Here is an 18,257-nt window from a genome sequence, read left to right as displayed (position 1 = left end):
GACGACCCTCTAAAGAGAGTATTCCACGCCTACTCGGTCGAGAGCGCCAGGCCAGTCATCAGCTTGACCCCAACCGCGATCGCATCGTCGTTGAAGTCGAAGTAAGGCGTATGGACGCTTGCGTAGTCATCCCGTCCTTCGGGGATGAGCCCCAACTGATAGAAACAACTCGGACATTCGGCCCCGTAATAGGCAAAGTCTTCTCCACCCATGGTCGGCTTCGCGTCGTCGGAAACAAACTCGTCGCCAAGCTCATTTCGTGCGACCCGCAAGAACCGCTCGACCGCCTTTCCGTCATTGACCACCACCGGATAACCTCGCTCGACCTTGATTTCGGCCTTCATCTCAAAGGCGTCCGCGATGCCCTGAGCGATCGTCCGAACTCGCTCACAAAGTCGATCGCGCACCTCGTCGTTCATCGCCCGAATCGTGCCCTGAAGCCACGCCGACATCGGAATGATGTTGTGCGTCGTCCCTCCGTGTACCTGGCCGACTGTCACCACGCCATTCGCGAACGGGTCCACATTGCGCGCCACAATCGACTGTAACGCCGTCACCAAGTGGGCGATCGCCACAACCGGATCCTTCGTCGTGTCTGGTGCCGCCGCATGCCCGCCCTGACCATGAAACTCGACCATCATGTCGTCGGTCGAAGCCATCAGCGAACCAACCCGGGTCGCCACGTGGCCCAGCTTGACCGTCGACCACCCATGCAAACCGAACATAAAATCGGCCCTCTTGCCGAGCACCGAGCCGTTCAGACACCCGTCTTGAACCATCAGGTTTCCGCCTCCGCCGCCCTCTTCCGCCGGTTGAAACACGAAGAGAATGTTGTTCGGCCGGTGGGTCTTCGCCGCCAACTCACGCGCCGCCCCTATCAGGATCGTGGTGTGACCGTCGTGCCCACAGGCGTGCATCCGATTCGGAATCGTGGACGCATACGGCAAGCCGGTGTCTTCATGGATCGGCAGGGCGTCCATGTCCGCCCGCAAGGCGATGGTCGGTGCCGTCGCTGGGTCGGTCGTGGCCGGAAGATAGCCCAACACGCCGGTCCCTCTCGCCAGGCCCGCCTTAAACTCGATTCCAAGCGCCGTCAGTTCGCGTTGAACCAGTTCCGAGGCAAAAACCTCCTCAAATCGAACCTGAGGGTGGGCGTGCAGGTCGTGGCGAATTTCAGCGAGAGTCATCGCCGAAGGATACCAGTTCACCCATTACGACAAAATGCCGTCCCACAGCCTCCGCTCGTCGCCGCGCGGGTCCTCCACCACGGACATTCCGCCGTCCTGACCAAAGATCATGGTCTTCCGATCTCGACCGTCGTACTGTGGCCAGCCCGAATGCTCACGCCCGTGCATAAAGTCCACCCAAATCTCGTGCATCGACCACCCTTCATGGTGGTTCCAGGCGAAATCCAGTTCCGCCCCGTGCATCACGTGGCCTTCCTGGTTGGTGTGGTCAAACCGGTACATCCACGTCTTCCCGCCTCGGTGCGAATGCGCCTCGGCAAATCGAACGCTGGGCATCCAATACTCTTCCGCCGAAATCAGCCGAATCCGCCGCTCCAGCGAACTCAGCGAGGCAAAGGCCCTGTTGTATCTCGCCTCCAACTCCGGCACCGCCGAGAACGGAATGTTCGAGGTCGCGCGCGATTCGACCGGCCGATCCACGCTCGATCGATCCATAAACGACAGCCCTTCGTCGCGATTCGTCCCAATCAAGAGCGGAATGCGGTTGTCCACCAAGTCGACCGGCCGCTTCGACAGAACCGAGTTCCCGGTCGCTGGTCGAAACGGATAGTTGTGCGGATAGTGGTCCAGCAACCGATGCTGACCATCCAAAAGCTCTTTCGCCGACAGCGACAGCAGCCGCTCAGCATCCTTTTCTTGCAGATTGAGAGCCGCCAGCAACGCCCGCGTCACGTCCGACGCCTGGGCGGGGGTATGCACCGTGTGCCCGCTCCCGCTCTCCATGATCGCCCTCGCAAACAGCCCCTTCGCTTCCGGCGCAGCGACCAACGCCGCCACATTCTTGGCCCCCGCCGACTGCCCGCCGATCGTCACCGAACCGGGATCGCCGCCAAACGCGGCAATATTCCGCTGAACCCAGCGCAGAGCCGCAATCAAATCGCGAATGCCGTTCGCCCCGCTCCCCGCGTACTCCGGCCCCAGCAGATCATCGAGCTTCAGATACCCAAAGGCTCCCAGCCTGTAAGCCACCGTCACGACGATGACGCCGTCGCGGGCAAACGAAGCCCCGCTCTGGCCGTTGGTCCCACCGCCAACATTGCCTCCGCCGTGAATCCAGACGTAAACCGGAAATGGCCCTTCACCTTTCGGGGCCCAAATATTCAGGTACAGACAGTCTTCCGAATCCCCCTGACCCGACTGCATTGCGGCTGGAGCATTGTCGAACGCACGCCGGGCCCCAAACCACTGCGCAGGCGGCTCCGGCGCTCGAAATCGAAGTGGGGGACGGGCAAACGGAATGCCACGAAACACCCGCAATCCCCGCTCGTCCCGGCCCAAAAGCGTCCCCTGCTCCACCCGGACGGTCGGCCCCGCCGCGTCCAAAAACTGCCACGGACGAACGGCGAGTCCCGCCGCTCCCACCAGAAATCCGCGTCGATCGATCACCCCATCAGGCTACCCACATCGGCTACGCTGAAAGGCGGATGGAAAACGTCGCACTCGTCACCGGAGCCGACCGCGGACTCGGACTCGCCATCACCCGCCAACTGCTGGAGAAAGGGTGGATCGTCCTCGCCGGAAAGCACATGGATTGGCCTGATCTCGACGACCTGGCCAAGCAATATCCCGACACTTGCCATCTGCTCACCCTCGATGTCGGTTCCGACGAGTCCGTCCAAGCCGCCGCAATGGTCGCCGCAACGAAGGTCGACCATATCGACCTCCTCATCTCTAACGCCGCCATCAATCGCTCCCACCAACTTCAAACCATCCGTCAGGAGCAGAACTTCGGCAACATGGCCGACGAATTCAACGTCAACGCCATCGGCGCCCTGCGCCTCGTCCACGCCTTTCTTCCCCTTCTCGACCAGGGCCGGGCCAAGCGGCTCTGCTTCGTCTCGTCCGAAGCCGGAAGCATCGGCGCCAGCGCCCGCACCGGCTGGTTCGGCTACTGCATGTCCAAAGCCGCCCTCAATATGGCCGTCAAGAATATGTCCAACGACCTCGGCCCCCAAGGCTTCGACCTGCGGCTCTACCACCCGGGCTGGCTAAAGACCTATATGTCCGGAGAGCGAAACGATCAAGCCCGCTACGAACCCGAAGAAGGAGCGACCTTCGCGCTCAACTATTTCCTCGACCCCGACCGAAGTCCTGAACTGGCCCTTCGCGACTACGAAGGGAACGATTACCCGTGGTAGCAAAGGTCTGAGAGAATTGGACATTTCAAAATATGTTCAAAACATATTTTGGCTTTGCCGCTAAGGTTCGACTCTGACTCCAGGTCGGATATCATCGAATCGGTCGAACTCGATCGACCCATCGCGGGCCTAGCTCCACCCAAGATCATCATGCTGAATATCGCAACTGCGCTCGTCGCCGCCTCGCTTTCGCAAAATGGGTTCCGCCCCCCGGCCGTTCCCCTCGTGACCCACGATCCGTACTTCAGCCTCTGGTCGCGCACCGACGCCCTGACCGATGGGCCGGTGAGCCACTGGACCGGAACTCCGCAACCCATCCGCAGTATGGTTCGCGTCGATGGCAAGGCGTTCCGAATCATGGGCGCGGCTCCCGCTGATCTCCCGGCGATGACGCAAACCAGCGTCGGCGTCTATCCCACTCGCACCGTCTATCGCTTCGAAGGCGGAGGCATCGAGGTCCTGCTCAAGTTCACAACCCCAATGCTGCCCGACGACCTCGACCTTTTCTCCCGTCCCGCCAGCTACATCTCCTGGACCGTCCGATCTCTCGACGGCGCGTCGCACAAGGTTTCGGTCTACTTCGATGCCAGTCCGGTCATCGCTGTTAACGAGCCCAGCCAGCAAGTCGAATGGAGCAAGACCCAAGTCGGCAAACTCAACCTGCTTCGCATCTCGAGCGTCGATCAACCCACCCTGCAGAAGCGCGGAGACAATCTGCGCATCGACTGGGGCCACCTACTCATCGGCACCTCCGGTGACGCCGCCATCGCCGCCGCTCCCGCCAAGTCGTTCGCTGAAACCGGCATGGTCGGCAAAACCGAGCCGTCCAAGCCAACCAACGCCGGAAAGGCTCCGCTCGCCGCCATTTCCCTTTCGATGGGCACCATCGGCAAGAACCGCAAGACTAGCCACATCGTCTTCGGCTACGACGACGAATACAGCATCCAGTTGATGCAGAACAATCTGCGTCCCTACTGGCGTCGAAACGGCCTCGATGGCAACCGAATGATGGCGCTCGCCGAGCAGGAATACGCCGCCAACGTCTCCAAGTGCGAGAAGTTCGACAGCCAACTGCTGGCCGATCTCGTCAAAACCGGTGGCGAAAACTACGGCCGCCTCGGCAGCCTTGCCTATCGCCAGAGCTTCGCCGCGCAAAAGGTCGTCGCCGACGCCAACGGACAGCCGTTGATGTTCAGCAAGGAGAACTTCAGCAACGGCTGTATCGCCACCGTCGACGTCCTCTACCCCGCCGCGCCGCAGATGCTCTTCTTCAGCCCGACCCTCACGAAGGCGTCGCTCACGCCGCTGATGGAATACGCCTCGTCGCCACGCTGGAAATTCCCCTTCGCCCCGCACGACATGGGCACCTACCCCAAGGCCAACGGCCAGGTGTACGGCGGCGGTGAGTTCACCGAAGACAACCAAATGCCGGTCGAAGAGACGGGCAACATGATTATTCTCTTAGCCGCGCTCGCCAAGGTCGAGGGCAACGCCGAATACTCGGCCAAGTACTGGCCGGTGCTCACGCGCTGGGCCAAGTATCTGGCTAGCAAGGGCTTCGACCCCGAGCGTCAGCTTTGCACCGACGACTTCGCCGGTCACCTCGGCCACAATGTCAACCTGTCGATCAAGGCCATCGTCGGCCTGGATAGCTTTGCGTACCTCGCCGATAAGCTCGGCAAGAAGTCGGAAGCCGCCACCTACCACAAGCTGGCCAAGGAGTTTGCCGATCGATGGGTGAAGGAAGCGAAGGAAGGCGACCACTACCGCCTCGCCTTCGACCAGCCCAACACCTGGAGCCAAAAGTACAACCTGGTTTGGGACCGCCTGCTGGGCCTCAATCTCTTCCCGAGTTCCGTCGCCACCGAAGAGATGGCGTACTACCGAACGAAGATGCACGGCTACGGCCTGCCGCTCGATAACCGACGCGACTACACCAAGCTGGACTGGGAAATCTGGACCGCGACCCTCACCGGCAAGCGCGACGACTTCGAGACGATTCTCGACCCCGTCATCGCGTTCCTGAACGAAACGCCCGACCGAAATCCGATGTCCGACTGGTACGACACCGTCAACGCCAAGCAGCAAGGCTTCCAGGCTCGATCCGTCGTCGGCGGCGTCTTCATCAAGATGCTCGACACGCCGTTCTGGAAGAAGTACGCCGCGCGCGACAAGGATACGGCCAAGGACTGGGCCAAACTCCCGGTCCCGCCAAAGCTCACGCCGATCCTCCCCATCTCGACCCAAAAGGCGGTGGACTGGCGCTACGTGGACGCCACTCCGGGCGACGGTTGGTCGAACGCAGTCTTCGATGATTCCAATTGGAACGTCGCTCCGGCCGGGTTTGGCGAGGGTGACAACCGCGGCGGGCAGATCCGCACGCCGTGGAAGACCAAGGACATTTGGATGCGCACGACCTTCGACCTCGGCAAGGTTTCGGCTGAGAATGTCCGCCTGATCTTGGCTCACGACGACGGCGCCGAGGTGTACATCAATGGCGTCCTCGCCGTCCATGCTCCCGGTGCCGCTGGATACGACACTTACCAACTGCCGAAGACGGTCATCGCTAGTCTCAAGGCGACCGGAAACGTCATCGCCGTCCACGTCCACGACGATGGTGGTGACCGTTACGCCGACGCGGGCATCGCTGCCGTCTCGAAGTAATCGACCCCAGTTCTCGCCGGTCCACCCCGGACTGGCGAGAACTGAAAGTAAAATCTCCCCATGCTCGGTCTGCTTCTCGGATGCCTCATGAACGCCTCGCTCGCGGCCGCGCCCAAAGTTCCTCCCATCACCGTCGCCGCCTACTACTTTGGCAACTACCACCCGGGCGACTCTCGCAACGCCAAAACCAAAGGCCCCACTTGGTCCGAGTGGGAGTTGATCAAGAACGCCAAGCCAAGATTTCCGGGCCACGACCAGCCGAAAGTTCCGCTCTGGGGCTACACCGACGAGTCCGACCCCAAAGCGATGGCCCAGAAAATCGCCGCCGCATCGGACCACGGCGTCGACGCCTTCATCTTCGATTGGTACTACTACAACGACGGTCCGTTCCTCGAAGACACCATCGACAAGGGTTTCCTCAAGGCCAAAAACAATGGCCGCCTCAAGTTCGCCTTCATGTGGGCCAACCACGATTGGTACGACATTCACCCGTACCACCGCGGAGCGCCGCCACCCCTGCTTTACCCCGGCCAGGTGACCCCCGAGAAGTTCCACGAGATCACCGACATGCTCATCAAAAAGTACTTCTCGAAGAAGAACTATTGGCGCATCGACGGCAAGCCGTACCTGTCGTTTTACGACCTCAATAACCTGATCAAGAGCTTTGGAAGCCTCGCCGCCACCCGATCCGCTCTGGACGATTTCCGCGCCCGAGCTCGCGCCGCTGGTCTACCTGGCCTCCATCTTAACGCCGTCGTCTGGGAGCATGTCATCTTGCCCGGCGAGAAGACCACGATGAACTCTGGTCAGCTCGTCCGCGAACTCGGTTTCGACTCGGTGACCTCCTACGTGTGGGTCCACCATTCTGGCCTGCCCGAACAAAAAACCGACTACAACTACGTCCGCGACCGGTACATGGATTACTGGACCAACGCCGAAAAGACCTTCGACGTGCCGTACATTCCGAACGTCACCGTCGGCTGGGACCCCAGCCCGCGCGCCGACCAGTCGCAAGACTTTGGCAACTACGGCTACCCATTCACCAACACCATCGCCAACAACACGCCGGAGAACTTCAAAACCGCCCTCGAAATGACCAAGAAGCGCCTTCTCGCCAACCCGAAGAGCCTGCCGATCCTCAACATCAATTGCTGGAACGAGTGGACCGAAGGCAGCTACCTCGAACCCGACACCGAACACAAAATGGCCTACCTCGACGCGATCAAGGACGTCTTTGGCCGCAAGAAATGACGCCTTTCATCGACGACATAGACCATGTCCAACTCGCTGCCCCCGAGGGTTGTGAAGACGCGGCTAGAAAGTTCTTCGGTCACCTCCTCGGCCTCCCAGAAATCGAAAAGCCAGAGGAACTTAGGGCACGTGGCGGATGCTGGTTCCAACTCGGCCCGACCCAAATCCATATTGGCGTCCAAAAAGACTTCCGTCCAGCCCCCAAAGCCCATCCCGCCTTCTGTTGCCAAAACATCGATGCCTTGCACGACCGTCTATTACGAGCGGGAATCGACTGTGAATGGGACACGACTCGGCCTGACATCCGCCGCTTCTACTGTCACGACCCATGGGGAAATCGGCTCGAATTCACCGAGCCGACTCGACTTCCAATTTAGCCCCGAACGGCATTTCTAGCTTCAACCAATTCAAATATTTTTGCCATGCTATCCGCCATTTCTTCAATCGTGAATGGCTTACACACGCAATCAATGGCGCCGACTTCCTTGGCAGCTTCAATATCCTCGGGTCGAACCACGCTAGACGCCAAAACGGCCGGAAGGTCCGGTCGAACCAACAGCACCTCGCGAATCAACGAAATACCGTCGAGATACGGCATTGAATAGTCTGCAATCAGAAGGTCCACCTCGTCGTTCTTGACTCGAACATAGTCCAGGCAGTCTTGAGAGTTGGTAAACGCCATGATTTCGTATCCGAGCAACCGCAGTTGATTCCGCACGATTCGGGCAAGGGCTTCATCATCGTCCACATAAACGACTCTCTGTGCCGTGCCCATCGGCATCGACCGGCCCTCGATTGTATCGAGATCGGCCAGGTCGGTCACCAGCCGGAAATACAGCTTGAAGGCGGTGCCTTTACCAAGCTCGCTCTGCACCGTAATCGCCCCACCATGATTTTCCATGATGTTGTGAACGATCGCCAACCCAAGTCCAGTCCCGCGCCCCTGCACCTTGGTCGTAAAGAATGGATTAAAAATCTGCTCCTGAACTTCCTTGCTCATTCCGGCGCCCGTATCCTTGACCGTCAGCCGCACCAACGGACCCTCGGAGACGCCAAAAAGCTCAGAACGCTCTTCGGCCCCCATCGAAACCAATTCACAAACCAAATCGACCTGCCCCGGAGCATCCCCAATCGCTTGAACCGCATTCGAACACAAATTCAAAATAACCTGATTAATCTGCACTGGATCAGCGTAAATCTTGGGCAACTTCTCTTCACACCGCACATTCAGCTTGACCGCCAACGGCACACCCGTGCGAACGAGATTGGCCACTTCGTTCACTGTCGCTTCAAGATCGACCGCTCCAAGGCTGGATTGCCGCTTTCGCGTAAAGTCCAGAATTCGGCTTACAAATTCCCGCCCTTTGTTGCCCGCGTCGACGACGCTGGCGATCGTGTCTTCCGTGCTCTGCCCCATATCGGATTGCATCTTGGCTAGTTGGGCGTTGCCAACCACGACGTTCAGAATATTGTTGAGATCGTGGGCAATGCCGGCAGCAAGCGTGCCGAGCGCCTGAAGCTTTTGCGACTGCTGGAGCTGAGAGGTGAGAATTCTTTGTCGGGTCACATCGCGAACACTCGCCAAAATCGCCGGAGCACCGTTCCAGGAAATATCGACCACGTTCATTTCTCCGAACCGTGTCTCCCGCTTCGAAATAACCTCGATCTCCGTTGTCCGCCCTTCCCGCACCGAGAAGAACAGTGTTTGCCCCACAAGTTCATGCCGTTCTTTTCCGAAGAGCGTCAAGGCGGCTTCGTTGACAAATTGAACAACATTCTTGGAGTCGACAACCAGCATTGCGTCTGGGTTGACCGAGACCAGTCGTTCTGTTTGTCGATGCAGCTCAAACGCCTCATTTCGCCGGAGCGCACTAACCACAGCACGCCCGATCAGTTGGGCGGGTGCCGCATTCTTATCGACAAAGTCCATGGCTCCCGTCCGCAAGGTTTCGATCACCATGTCGTGGGTGGCAGCACCGGAAAGAACGACGATCGCCGAGTCCTCACCATGACGCTGAATGGCGCGCAAAGTTTCCAAACCCTGAGAATCGGGAAGGTTCAGATCGAGCACGACGGCATCGACCTTCTCCTTACTCAGGGCCTGAAGCGCATCACGAAGGCTGACGACATGGCGAGTCTCAAACGAGCAACTTGTGATGTCGGCCAGCCCCTCGCGAGCGAGGTCCGCATCTCCTGGATTATCCTCGACCAGGAGCACTCGATAAACGGAAGACGAGATCACGGCACATCGCTTCCTTCCGGCGGGAACATAGTCGCCAAGTGCTGACGCTCGTCGCGATAGCTGTAAGTCGGCGTCCCGCTGATGATGCCGTTGACACCCTGGAAGGCGTCTTTGATGTGCATTCCGTCGCCATCGATCACGTATTCTCGAATGTTCTTTTCGTGCCAGGTTCCCCGCATCTTGAGGACCGTCAGACCTCGACGCATCTCACCTTGGAGTTCCACGTATCGCAGGAGGATGATCGTGTCGGTAATTGTCGAGATGTGGGTCTCCGTAATCGATTCGCCGCCGATCAACATCGAGGTCGTATTGGTGAAAAGCCCCGTAATCTCCAACTGTTTGATGTGCCCCGTCAGACCGATGACGAACTCACGGAACGACTTCATGGACGAGACTCGCTCGAAAGCCGACATACTGTCAACCGCAACCCGGTGAGGCTTGAACTCTTCGATATCCCGTCGAATCTGCAGAAGGTGATCTTCCAGGCCCATGACTTCCGGATATCGAGCCACGATGCGCAGGAGCCCATCCTGCTGGGCCTTTTCAAAATCCACGCCCCACGAAGTGGCGTTTCGCGTCAACTGCTCGCGGCTCTCTTCTGCCGCGAAAAGCAAGGCTCGTTCGTTGGCCTCGATGGCCGCCTTCACATACTGGGTCACGGTCAGAGTCTTGCCTGTACCGGTCGCGCCGCTGACTAGAATGATGGAGTCGCGGTACATGCCGCCTCCGCACATCCGGTCTAGTTCCGGCACACCCGAAGACACTCGAATGTCCGAAGACTTTTGCTTAAGCTCGGTGGCCGAAAGCGGAATGATGGTGACGCCATCCTTTTGATCGATCGTGAACGGATATTCGCCTTTTTGGTGGATCGCGCCGCGGAACTTCAGAACCTCCAGCGTTCGACGGCGCTTTTCATGCTCAAGACGGTTGCGAGAAAGGATGACGTTATCGGCTACAAACTCCTCGACACCGAACCGGCCGACAGGGCCATCTTCCTCCGTTCGCTCCATGGTAATCATCGTGGTCATCTTTAGCTTGCGGAGTCCACCGGCGATTCGATGAAGTTCACGACGAATCAGGTTCGAATCGCTGAATTGGGGGAACAACGCACCGACCGCGTCAAGCACCACTCTCTTTGCTCCAACTTCGCGGATCGCATGCTCGATTCGAGCCATCAGAGCAGCTAGATCAAAGTTGCCCGTCTGAAGCGTTTCCTCACCTGGCTCCGGGGTCGCGTCGACGATCGCGAACTTCTTCTGCTTGATGAGTTCATCCAGATTCCACCCGAACGACCGAACATTCTGAACCAGGTCGACTGGGGCTTCTTCAAAGGTGACGAAGACGCCAGGTTGGTCAAAGTCGCGAATTCCAATCAGGAGGAACTGAATTGCAAAGACGGTCTTTCCGCTTCCCGCCGTTCCAGCGATAAGTGTTGATCGTCCTTCTGGCAGTCCACCATTCGTTATTTGGTCGAAACCAGGAATGCCCGTTATGAGCCTTGGCAAGTCATATCTTGTTGATGCACTATTCATGTTTTGAGCCTTTCTTAATTGATCGTCGAGCTAATTAAATCTAAACCCAACAAAACCTTTTCCCTGTCGCTGAGATCGCCAATGATTTTGCGCACCGGCTCCGGCAATTGTTTAACCAGAGTAGGTGTTGCAAGAATCTTCTCGTCTTCCGCCAGTAGCGGATGTTCCAATACGTCGATGACCTCAATTCTATAGTTACCCTTGAGGTCCGTCTCGCAAATTTGCCTCAAATTATCGATAGCCGTCTGCGAGTTAATCGTACGCCCAGTGATATAGAGTCTTAGTCTGTATTTCATAATTGTCCCTGCCAGGTTCTCTGCCTTCGGCTTCCAGTTCGGTAGTAGTCCACGAGTAATCCCATCATCTCTAATGCAAGAAGCCGTCCTTCAACGATAAGAAATCTTGTGCGCTCATGGGTGTGACCGTGCGAAGCTCGATCAAGAGCTTCCAGGTGAACGTCAATAAGGTCCCTTGGACCGGATCCAGCGTCGCCGAGACGGGTCACCATGTACTCCATTTGCTCGCGCGGCTTCTCCCTTTTCAGGATCAAAAGGTCGAGGTACTCCTTCATGAGCTGCTCGTACTGAGCGACGAACTCGTCGTACTCTCCCGACAGCCGCTCCTTGACCGGAGCCGATCCCAGCAACCCAGAAGTGACCGTCGTCGTTGAGCCATGAGTCGACATGGTTCGGTACCGGTCGAGGAGACTCTGCAACTCGCGCAATTGGGCCTCGCGAAGTCGAGTGATCGCGTAACCGATCGTGCGTTTGAGCGAAATCGGCTTCAATTCGGACTTGGCCAAGTAGTCCTGCGCTCCGGCGTTGATGCACTCCATTGCCAGTGCTTCATCCTCCAATCCGGTCAGAATCACGATTGGAATCTGCTCGGCAACGCTCTTGATCTCACGCAAAGAGTCCAGCCCGCTTGAATCGGGAAGACGTAGGTCAAGCAGGACAACGTCAACCTCGGAATTCTTCAGTTTGTCCACCGCCTCTGACATCCGCGTGGCTCGCACAACTTTGTAATGACTGCCCGATTCTTCGAGGAGCTCGACCACGAGGTCGGCGTCGCCCGGATTGTCTTCAACCAGGAGAAGCACCCGCGTATCGAGGAAATCAGCCAACGGTGCCTCCCAACTCAAAAGGGGGATAATTTTCCGGCGGAAGTTTGACGATCGTGAACCAGAACTCTTCGATTTGACGAATGACATTCCGGAAGTGATTGATGTCGCCTGGCTTCTTGACATAGCAATTCGCTCCTTTCTTGTAGCTTTCAGCGATGTCCTGCTCGGCATCAGACGAGGTGAGAACGATGACAGGCAAGAGCAAGAGCAGTTCGTTAGCTCGCATTGCTTCTAGCACAGCTCGCCCATCCATTTTTGGCAGATTTAGATCAAGCAAAACCAGGTCCGGCATTCGGTCCCCGGCAAGCCCCACTTTATTAAGGTAGTTCATGGCTTCAACTCCATCTTTGGCGACGACTAAAGAGATAGGGATGATGCTTTCTTCCATCGTCTCTCTCGCCAAGTCGACATCGCCAGGATTGTCTTCGACAAGCAAAATCTCTACAGTACGGTTGGCAAATGTTTTTATATGTGTCATTTATGCTGCCATCCTTTTCTTTGGAAGCGTGAACCGAAATTGAGCGCCGTCTTTTGTCTCGGCGTCCAGCCAAATCTTCCCCCCGTGCCGCTCGATAATCTTCTTCGAAATCGCGAGCCCAATACCGCTTCCTTCGTACACGCCACGTTCGTGAAGCCGCTGAAACATTTGAAAGATTCGCTCCGCATAGGCCGGCTCGACCCCAATGCCGTTATCCGAAACCGAAAACGTCCAAAAAGCATCGTCTTCCTCCACGCCGATATGAATGGTCAGAGGTTCGGTTCCCCGAAACTTGATCGAATTACCGATCAGGTTCTGAAAGACCTGCCCCAACTGCAACTCGTCGGCCATGACCTCGGGCATGGGGTCGCGCTTGATCTGGGTCCCTGACTCGGCAACGGCTCCCGACAAGCCGCGAAGTACCTGATCCAAAACCCGATCGACACCAATATTGACAAACGGCCTCCCCTGCGAACCCACGCGGGAGTAGGCGAGCAGGTCGTTGACCAACTGCTGCATGCGTGAGGCTCCGTCCACGGCGTAATTGATGTACTTATCCGCCCGCTCGTCGAGCTTGCCCTTGTATCTCGACTCGAACAACCCCATGTAGCTCACCACCATCCGCAAGGGCTCTTGCAGGTCATGAGAGGCGATGTAGGCGAACTGCTCCAATTCGGCGTTCGAACGCTTCAGCTCCTCGTTGAACTGCTCTAGTGTTGCGACATGCTGCTGGATCGTGGCTTCATCCTCTTTTCGCTGCGTGATGTCAATAACGGTACAAAGAACAAAAGTGCCTTGAACTGTCTCTACCGGGCTCAACCCGACCTCGACCGGAAACTCGGAGCCATCCTTCCGCCGTGCATTGAGGTCGCGACCAGCCCCCATTTGCCGGGCAACTGGACGCTGCATAAACCCCCTACGAAGAGCCTGATGCTCGGCCATTAATGGTTCGGGAAGCAGAACGTCTACACTCTGACCAATCAGTTCGTCGCCCTGGTATCCAAACGTTTCGATCGTCGAACTGTTGACGAGGGCAATATCTCCATCGGCATTGACCATGACGATGGAAGCTGGTGAAGCTTCGACGATGATCTCATTAAGGCGCTCCATGCGTTTTGAATCGGTGATGTCGCGCGCAACCGCCGCCGCCCCCACCAGATTCCCATCGGCATCTCTCGTAGGCGAAGTAGAAAGCGAAACTTCCACAAGCGTTCCATCCTTCCGTCGTCTCACCGTGTTGAGGTGAAGGATCGGACGGCCCTACCGAATTTCGCTCATGATGTGAGCAACCTCCGCCATCATCTTCGGTGGAACGATGAGGGTGATTGGCTGCCCGATAGCTTCTTGTGCCGTGTAACCGTAGAGCTTTACCGCCGATTCGTTCCAACTCGTAATAACGCCATCCAAGTCCTTGCCGATAATCGCCGCCCCAGATGACCTAACCATGGCGGCAATCCTGGCATTCTCAACTTCTGTTGCCCGACGGTTGGCGTCAAGTTGGTTCATCCAGGCCGCCGATAACCAAACCACGACTCCAAGCGCTGCGGTGTTTGCCACCGTCGCAACGGCAAGGGCCGAGCCAGGGGCGGTTCCATTACGGCCAAATCGGCTCGTCAGAAGTCCGATGAGGAACATAAAGATAATGCCGATGAGGAAGATCGGTCTTGCCATCCTCCCGCCAAAGAGCGGACTGGTGAGGTGCCTCATCAGCCCTTCTTGCGGCAAAGTGATCAAGGCTCCAATTGAAAGGGCAAACAGCAGGGCGGCTGTGTGGAGCGCCATCGAGCCGAAAAGCGTCATTTGGTAAAGCGCAATGACGTCGAAGGCGTAGCCCACTAATGCCACCAAGCTGATGCACGCCGCCACAACCGCTAACAAGTCCCCAATCCAGCGTCGTGGTTCGCCAAAAATCTCCGCGATCAGAAGCGAGGCGCTTACCAAGGCAAAACATAAAGAAGTTCCCGAGGACATCCGACCAGGAAAGAGGGCATGAGGAGAGTTTCGATCCGCGAAGATCAGTTGGTCGATACCTAACTGCCATCCAAAAAGATCTTCGAAGTGCGTCAGCAAAGATAGAAAGAAGGCCCCCGCACCCAATGCAAGGCACAAATTACGACCACCCTTCTGCATGGCTGGAGAGGACACACTGACGACACGCGCCACGAGACAAGAACCGAGAAGAACGAAGGTGATCGCGGTATTCGCTTTCATCGTCGCCATTCCGGGCAAAACACTGGTGAAGCTCGATATTCCGAAGGTCCAGCCCGCCAATACAAACAACGCAACGACGACGGTCAGAACACCCAAAGCGATTGCTGTAGATCTGTAAGGGGTTCGATTCTCAGCACGCTCCGGAAAAAAAACGATGATAAAACACCTACCCGTATTAGACACTAAACAGGGAGCTTAATTCAAGCCGACCCTGTTAGAAACTCAGCGATTTGCGGCAAGGCATTTGCGCAAATCATTCTACGAAAAATAAAGATAAAGAAAACGGCCAATAGGTACAAAGAACATTTATCGGCTCAACGAGATGCCGTTCAGTAAAACATTTTATAGATTTCTATGGTTAGATTGGCTTTTGATCACCGCCAAAAGTGGGCCACGACACTCGATTTCTTCTCGCCTTTGCGGTCGTACATTTGGCAATCCGCTGAAGCTAGGACCTCGGTCACGGAATCGAGAGCCTGCACGCCCAGAGCGACTCCAACCGACAGCGAAGACTCGTACCCGACCTCGTGAACGCCACGCCGAAATCGATCTTCAATTCTGCCGATGACCCCTTTCACAACCTTCTCCGGCACATCGAACAGCATGAGAAAGAACTCATCGCCGCCTAGCCGACAGACCAAATCCGTTTTCCTGACTTCGCTATTAAGGACGTCGGCAAGAATCTTTAGAACCTGATCTCCGGCCGCGTGCCCAAAAGCATCGTTAATCTCCTTGAATCGGTCGCAGTCAATCATCACCCCGACGACCTCGGCTTGGGTCTTCTTATGGTCGGAGAAAATCCTTGAACCGAATGTCTCCAGATAAGTCCTATTCGGAAGCCCCGTCAAACGGTCCGTCGTCGACGAGAAGTGATACTCTCGCAATTTCGCGCTTAGCCGCCCAAGAAAGAACGAAAACCCGGCTAGTGGAAGCAAGATCGTCGCCAGATAGGCACCAACCTGCCAATCCCGATGGAGACCAAGCATCGACTTGTCCACTACGAGGCTAACAGCCATAGCCGCGCCGACCAAAGATAGACCAGCTTCCCAACCAATCCAATACGAAAGAACGCCTACCGGCACGATGTAAAGGAACCCAACCGATAGAAACGGAGGAGCCACGACCTGAAGACTTGCCGCAATGATAAAAGAAACAAAGCCTACGACAAGAGCCATCCTTCGAACTCTCAGGTCGACAAAACGAACATCCTTGTCTCGAACTGAACCCCGACGGTCCAGCATCCTATAGGGAAGAATCTTCATTCCCAACATATCCATGTCTTGGTCAGACAAGAAAAGCGAGAGATTCGCCGCTCTCATCAAATCCTTTTATCAATACTATCAACGCCATTATACGACGATTTACCGAAAAGGCAAGTTAAGGTCCCACCCTCCTCGCAAAGACGCGGACTAAATCGACGCAGGCAGCCAAACCTGCATCTTCACTGGACCACGGTTACCGTTCGCAAAAAACGGAATCGCATAGGCATCGTGCGGGCCAGTCTTTATGGCCACGATGCCGCCCAGGCGATCCTCCCAAGCCTCCAGCACCGGCTCACCGGCAGCAAGTCGTGGAGACGCGGACGGCTCACGGCAATCGCACGATTCAAAGCAATAAACCAGGGGCCCTCGGACGACAGCCACGTTGCCCTGATTCTCGGTCACATGAGGGTCCGCCTTCACCCGTCGAATGGGCATGTCCAGTTCAAACTCGACGACGTCGCCCGACTTCCAAACCTGGGAAACCGTCACATAGCCATCCACGACCGATGCTTTTTCGACCATCAATCCATTGACCTTCAACCGAGGCTTCGAGGCCCAACCCGGCACCCGAATCTTGAGGGAAAACTTTGCTGGGCCATCCGTCTCGATCGCCAATCGTACCGCCCCATTCCACGGATACTCCGTCGTCTGAACAACCTGGATAGAACGTCCGCCCAACTCCACCTCGGCCCGACTCCCTACGAACTGATTCACATACAGCGAGTCCGAATCCGTCGAATAAAGGTAGCTCGGCATCGCCCCCATGATCTTCAGGAACATCGGCGGACAACAAGGACACTCGTGCCAACTCCACCTGGTGCGCGATTCGTCGAGCACCAGCGGATTTTGATACGTGTAACGGTCCCCGCTCACCGAGACGCCACACAAAACACCATTGAATAGAACTCGCTCAAGCTCGTCGGCGTACCGACCGTGGCCTGTTAGCTGGTGCATGTTGGCGTGGAAAAACCCAGCCCCGACCGCCGCACACGTCTCCAAGTAGGCATCGTTCGGCAGTTGATAATCCGCGCCAAACGCTTCTTCATTCGCCGACGCGCCAACCCCACCGGTAATGTGCATCCGCTTGAAAACCATGTTTTCCCATAGCCGGGTCGCCGCCGCTTTGTAGGAAGTCTTCCCATTGGCCCGCCCAACCGCCGCCACTGCTGAGCACAAAAGGGTCGAACGCACCGCGTGGCCCACCACCTCGGTTTGCTCCAAAATCGGCGTGCGATCTTGGGCGTAGTCACCCCACGAAGGGCGGCCATGATCGTAGTCCTTCATCGCGCGAACCTCGTCGCCCGCCCGATCCCGATTCGACCAGTCGATCGTCAAACAGTTCCGACCCCGATTTTCGATCCAAAACTCAGCGAGGTCCAGATACCGTTGAGGATTCGACGCTCCTGCGACAGACGACTGCAAGTCGGGATACTCCATCAAAAGTTCGTACAAACCGAGCATGGCCTCTTCGGGAAGCTCGTGGCTGGGAACCAGGTTCCGGCCCGTCTCATCGGAAATCAAATCGCAAATCGTATTCGCCAGCCGCACCGCCGCACCGAGCAGTTTGGTCTTCTTCGTCGCTCGATAGTAGTGCACTCCCGCATCGACCAGAGCCCCCGCATTGTAGAACTCGTGTTGCCAAACCTCCAGTCCGCCGTGCAGGCCCCATTCGTGCCCAGGCTCCTGCAGTTGCGTGTAGGTGTTGACGTACCCATCCGGTCGCCGGTCTGCCGCCGCCACAATTCGGTCGATTAACGAGTCAACTTCCGACTCCAATTCTGCGCTTGGCTCGCTCCGAAGGAAGTCGGCAATCCCGCGAATCATCTCGTAGATCAAACCGTCGAACCACGGAGCGCCGACGTGCCCCCCGGTCTTGCCGTCGCGAACTCGGTCGAAATTAGCAAATGCCACTTCAAACTTCGATAGGCAATCATGGATGGTCACATCCCGCCAAACCCTTCTCTTGGGCGCCCAAAACGCATCGTCGATGGTTACCTTTTCAATCGGAACCGGAGTGATCCGAAGATCACCAGATCGGGGCACAAAAGACATCACAAATGAGGGAAGGGCGCTGGCCGAGAGGGCTTGGAGCAGGGTGCGGCGAGTCAT

General features: G+C 57.0%; 15 protein-coding genes. 4 read left to right on the top strand and 11 right to left on the bottom strand.

Translation table 11 applies throughout. The features are described 5' to 3' along the window. Positions 1-29: 29 nt before the first annotated feature. Entirely contained in the window at positions 30-1,187 is a 1,158-nt protein-coding gene (locus GC165_20245) for an amidohydrolase (protein ID MBI1335202.1), read from the bottom strand. A gap of 24 nt (positions 1,188-1,211) precedes the next feature. Next, the gene (locus GC165_20240; GenBank protein MBI1335201.1) at positions 1,212-2,633 is read right to left on the bottom strand and encodes a carboxylesterase family protein; all 1,422 of its coding nucleotides are present in this window, start codon (positions 2,631-2,633) and stop codon (positions 1,212-1,214) included. A gap of 38 nt (positions 2,634-2,671) precedes the next feature. Here GC165_20240 and GC165_20235 point away from each other — a divergent pair, with 38 nt between their 5' ends. The 4 genes from GC165_20235 (at position 2,672) to GC165_20220 (ending at position 7,677) form a co-directional block, all read left to right on the top strand. After that, positions 2,672-3,385: an SDR family NAD(P)-dependent oxidoreductase gene (locus GC165_20235; GenBank protein MBI1335200.1), complete on the top strand. Its 714-nt coding sequence runs from the start codon at positions 2,672-2,674 to the stop codon at positions 3,383-3,385. 150 nt (positions 3,386-3,535) lie between these two features. Then, positions 3,536-6,049 carry a DUF4965 domain-containing protein gene (locus GC165_20230; protein ID MBI1335199.1) on the top strand — a complete coding sequence of 838 codons (2,514 nt, stop codon included), beginning with the start codon at positions 3,536-3,538 and terminating at the stop codon, positions 6,047-6,049. Positions 6,050-6,109: 60 nt separating this feature from the next. Beyond that, complete coding sequence (locus GC165_20225) at positions 6,110-7,300, top strand: hypothetical protein (GenBank protein ID MBI1335198.1); 1,191 nt, start codon at positions 6,110-6,112, stop codon at positions 7,298-7,300. Continuing rightward, the gene (locus GC165_20220; GenBank protein ID MBI1335197.1) at positions 7,297-7,677 is read left to right on the top strand and encodes a glyoxalase; all 381 of its coding nucleotides are present in this window, start codon (positions 7,297-7,299) and stop codon (positions 7,675-7,677) included. Before GC165_20225 ends, GC165_20220 begins: the two co-directional genes overlap by 4 nt. Here GC165_20220 and GC165_20215 read toward each other — a convergent pair. The 9 genes from GC165_20215 to GC165_20175 form a co-directional block, all read right to left on the bottom strand. Next, positions 7,674-9,542, bottom strand: a complete 1,869-nt coding sequence (locus GC165_20215) for a response regulator (protein ID MBI1335196.1) — start codon at positions 9,540-9,542, stop codon at positions 7,674-7,676. The two genes, GC165_20220 and GC165_20215, sit on opposite strands and share 4 nt — an antisense overlap. Continuing rightward, complete coding sequence (gene kaiC, locus GC165_20210; protein ID MBI1335195.1) at positions 9,539-11,074, bottom strand: circadian clock protein KaiC; 1,536 nt, start codon at positions 11,072-11,074, stop codon at positions 9,539-9,541. Before kaiC ends, GC165_20215 begins: the two co-directional genes overlap by 4 nt. A 14-nt stretch (positions 11,075-11,088) precedes the next feature. Next, entirely contained in the window at positions 11,089-11,373 is a 285-nt protein-coding gene (gene kaiB / locus GC165_20205; protein ID MBI1335194.1) for a circadian clock protein KaiB, read from the bottom strand. Beyond that, a complete protein-coding gene (locus tag GC165_20200) occupies positions 11,367-12,320 on the bottom strand; it encodes a response regulator (GenBank protein ID MBI1335193.1) in 954 nt (317 codons plus the stop codon). The genes kaiB and GC165_20200 overlap by 7 nt, the downstream gene beginning before the upstream one ends. After that, on the bottom strand, positions 12,190-12,675 hold the full coding sequence (locus GC165_20195; GenBank protein MBI1335192.1) for a response regulator: 486 nt from the start codon (positions 12,673-12,675) through the stop codon (positions 12,190-12,192). The genes GC165_20200 and GC165_20195 overlap by 131 nt, the downstream gene beginning before the upstream one ends. Next, entirely contained in the window at positions 12,676-13,908 is a 1,233-nt protein-coding gene (locus GC165_20190) for a PAS domain S-box protein (protein MBI1335191.1), read from the bottom strand. It lies immediately after the preceding gene. A 27-nt stretch (positions 13,909-13,935) separates the two neighbouring features. After that, the gene (locus tag GC165_20185; GenBank protein MBI1335190.1) at positions 13,936-15,069 is read right to left on the bottom strand and encodes a PAS domain S-box protein; all 1,134 of its coding nucleotides are present in this window, start codon (positions 15,067-15,069) and stop codon (positions 13,936-13,938) included. 191 nt (positions 15,070-15,260) lie between these two features. Next, positions 15,261-16,205 (bottom strand): diguanylate cyclase, encoded by a 945-nt coding sequence (locus tag GC165_20180; GenBank protein ID MBI1335189.1) that lies wholly within the window; start codon positions 16,203-16,205, stop codon positions 15,261-15,263. Between the two features lie 90 nt (positions 16,206-16,295). Continuing rightward, positions 16,296-18,257 carry a glycoside hydrolase family 127 protein gene (locus GC165_20175; GenBank protein MBI1335188.1) on the bottom strand — a complete coding sequence of 654 codons (1,962 nt, stop codon included), beginning with the start codon at positions 18,255-18,257 and terminating at the stop codon, positions 16,296-16,298.

It is taken from the genome of Armatimonadota bacterium (genome assembly GCA_016125185.1).
Lineage (GTDB): Bacteria > Armatimonadota > Fimbriimonadia > Fimbriimonadales > Fimbriimonadaceae > Fimbriimonas.
Note: the sequence above shows the minus strand (reverse complement) of the source record. Positions and strands in the feature narration are given on the sequence as shown.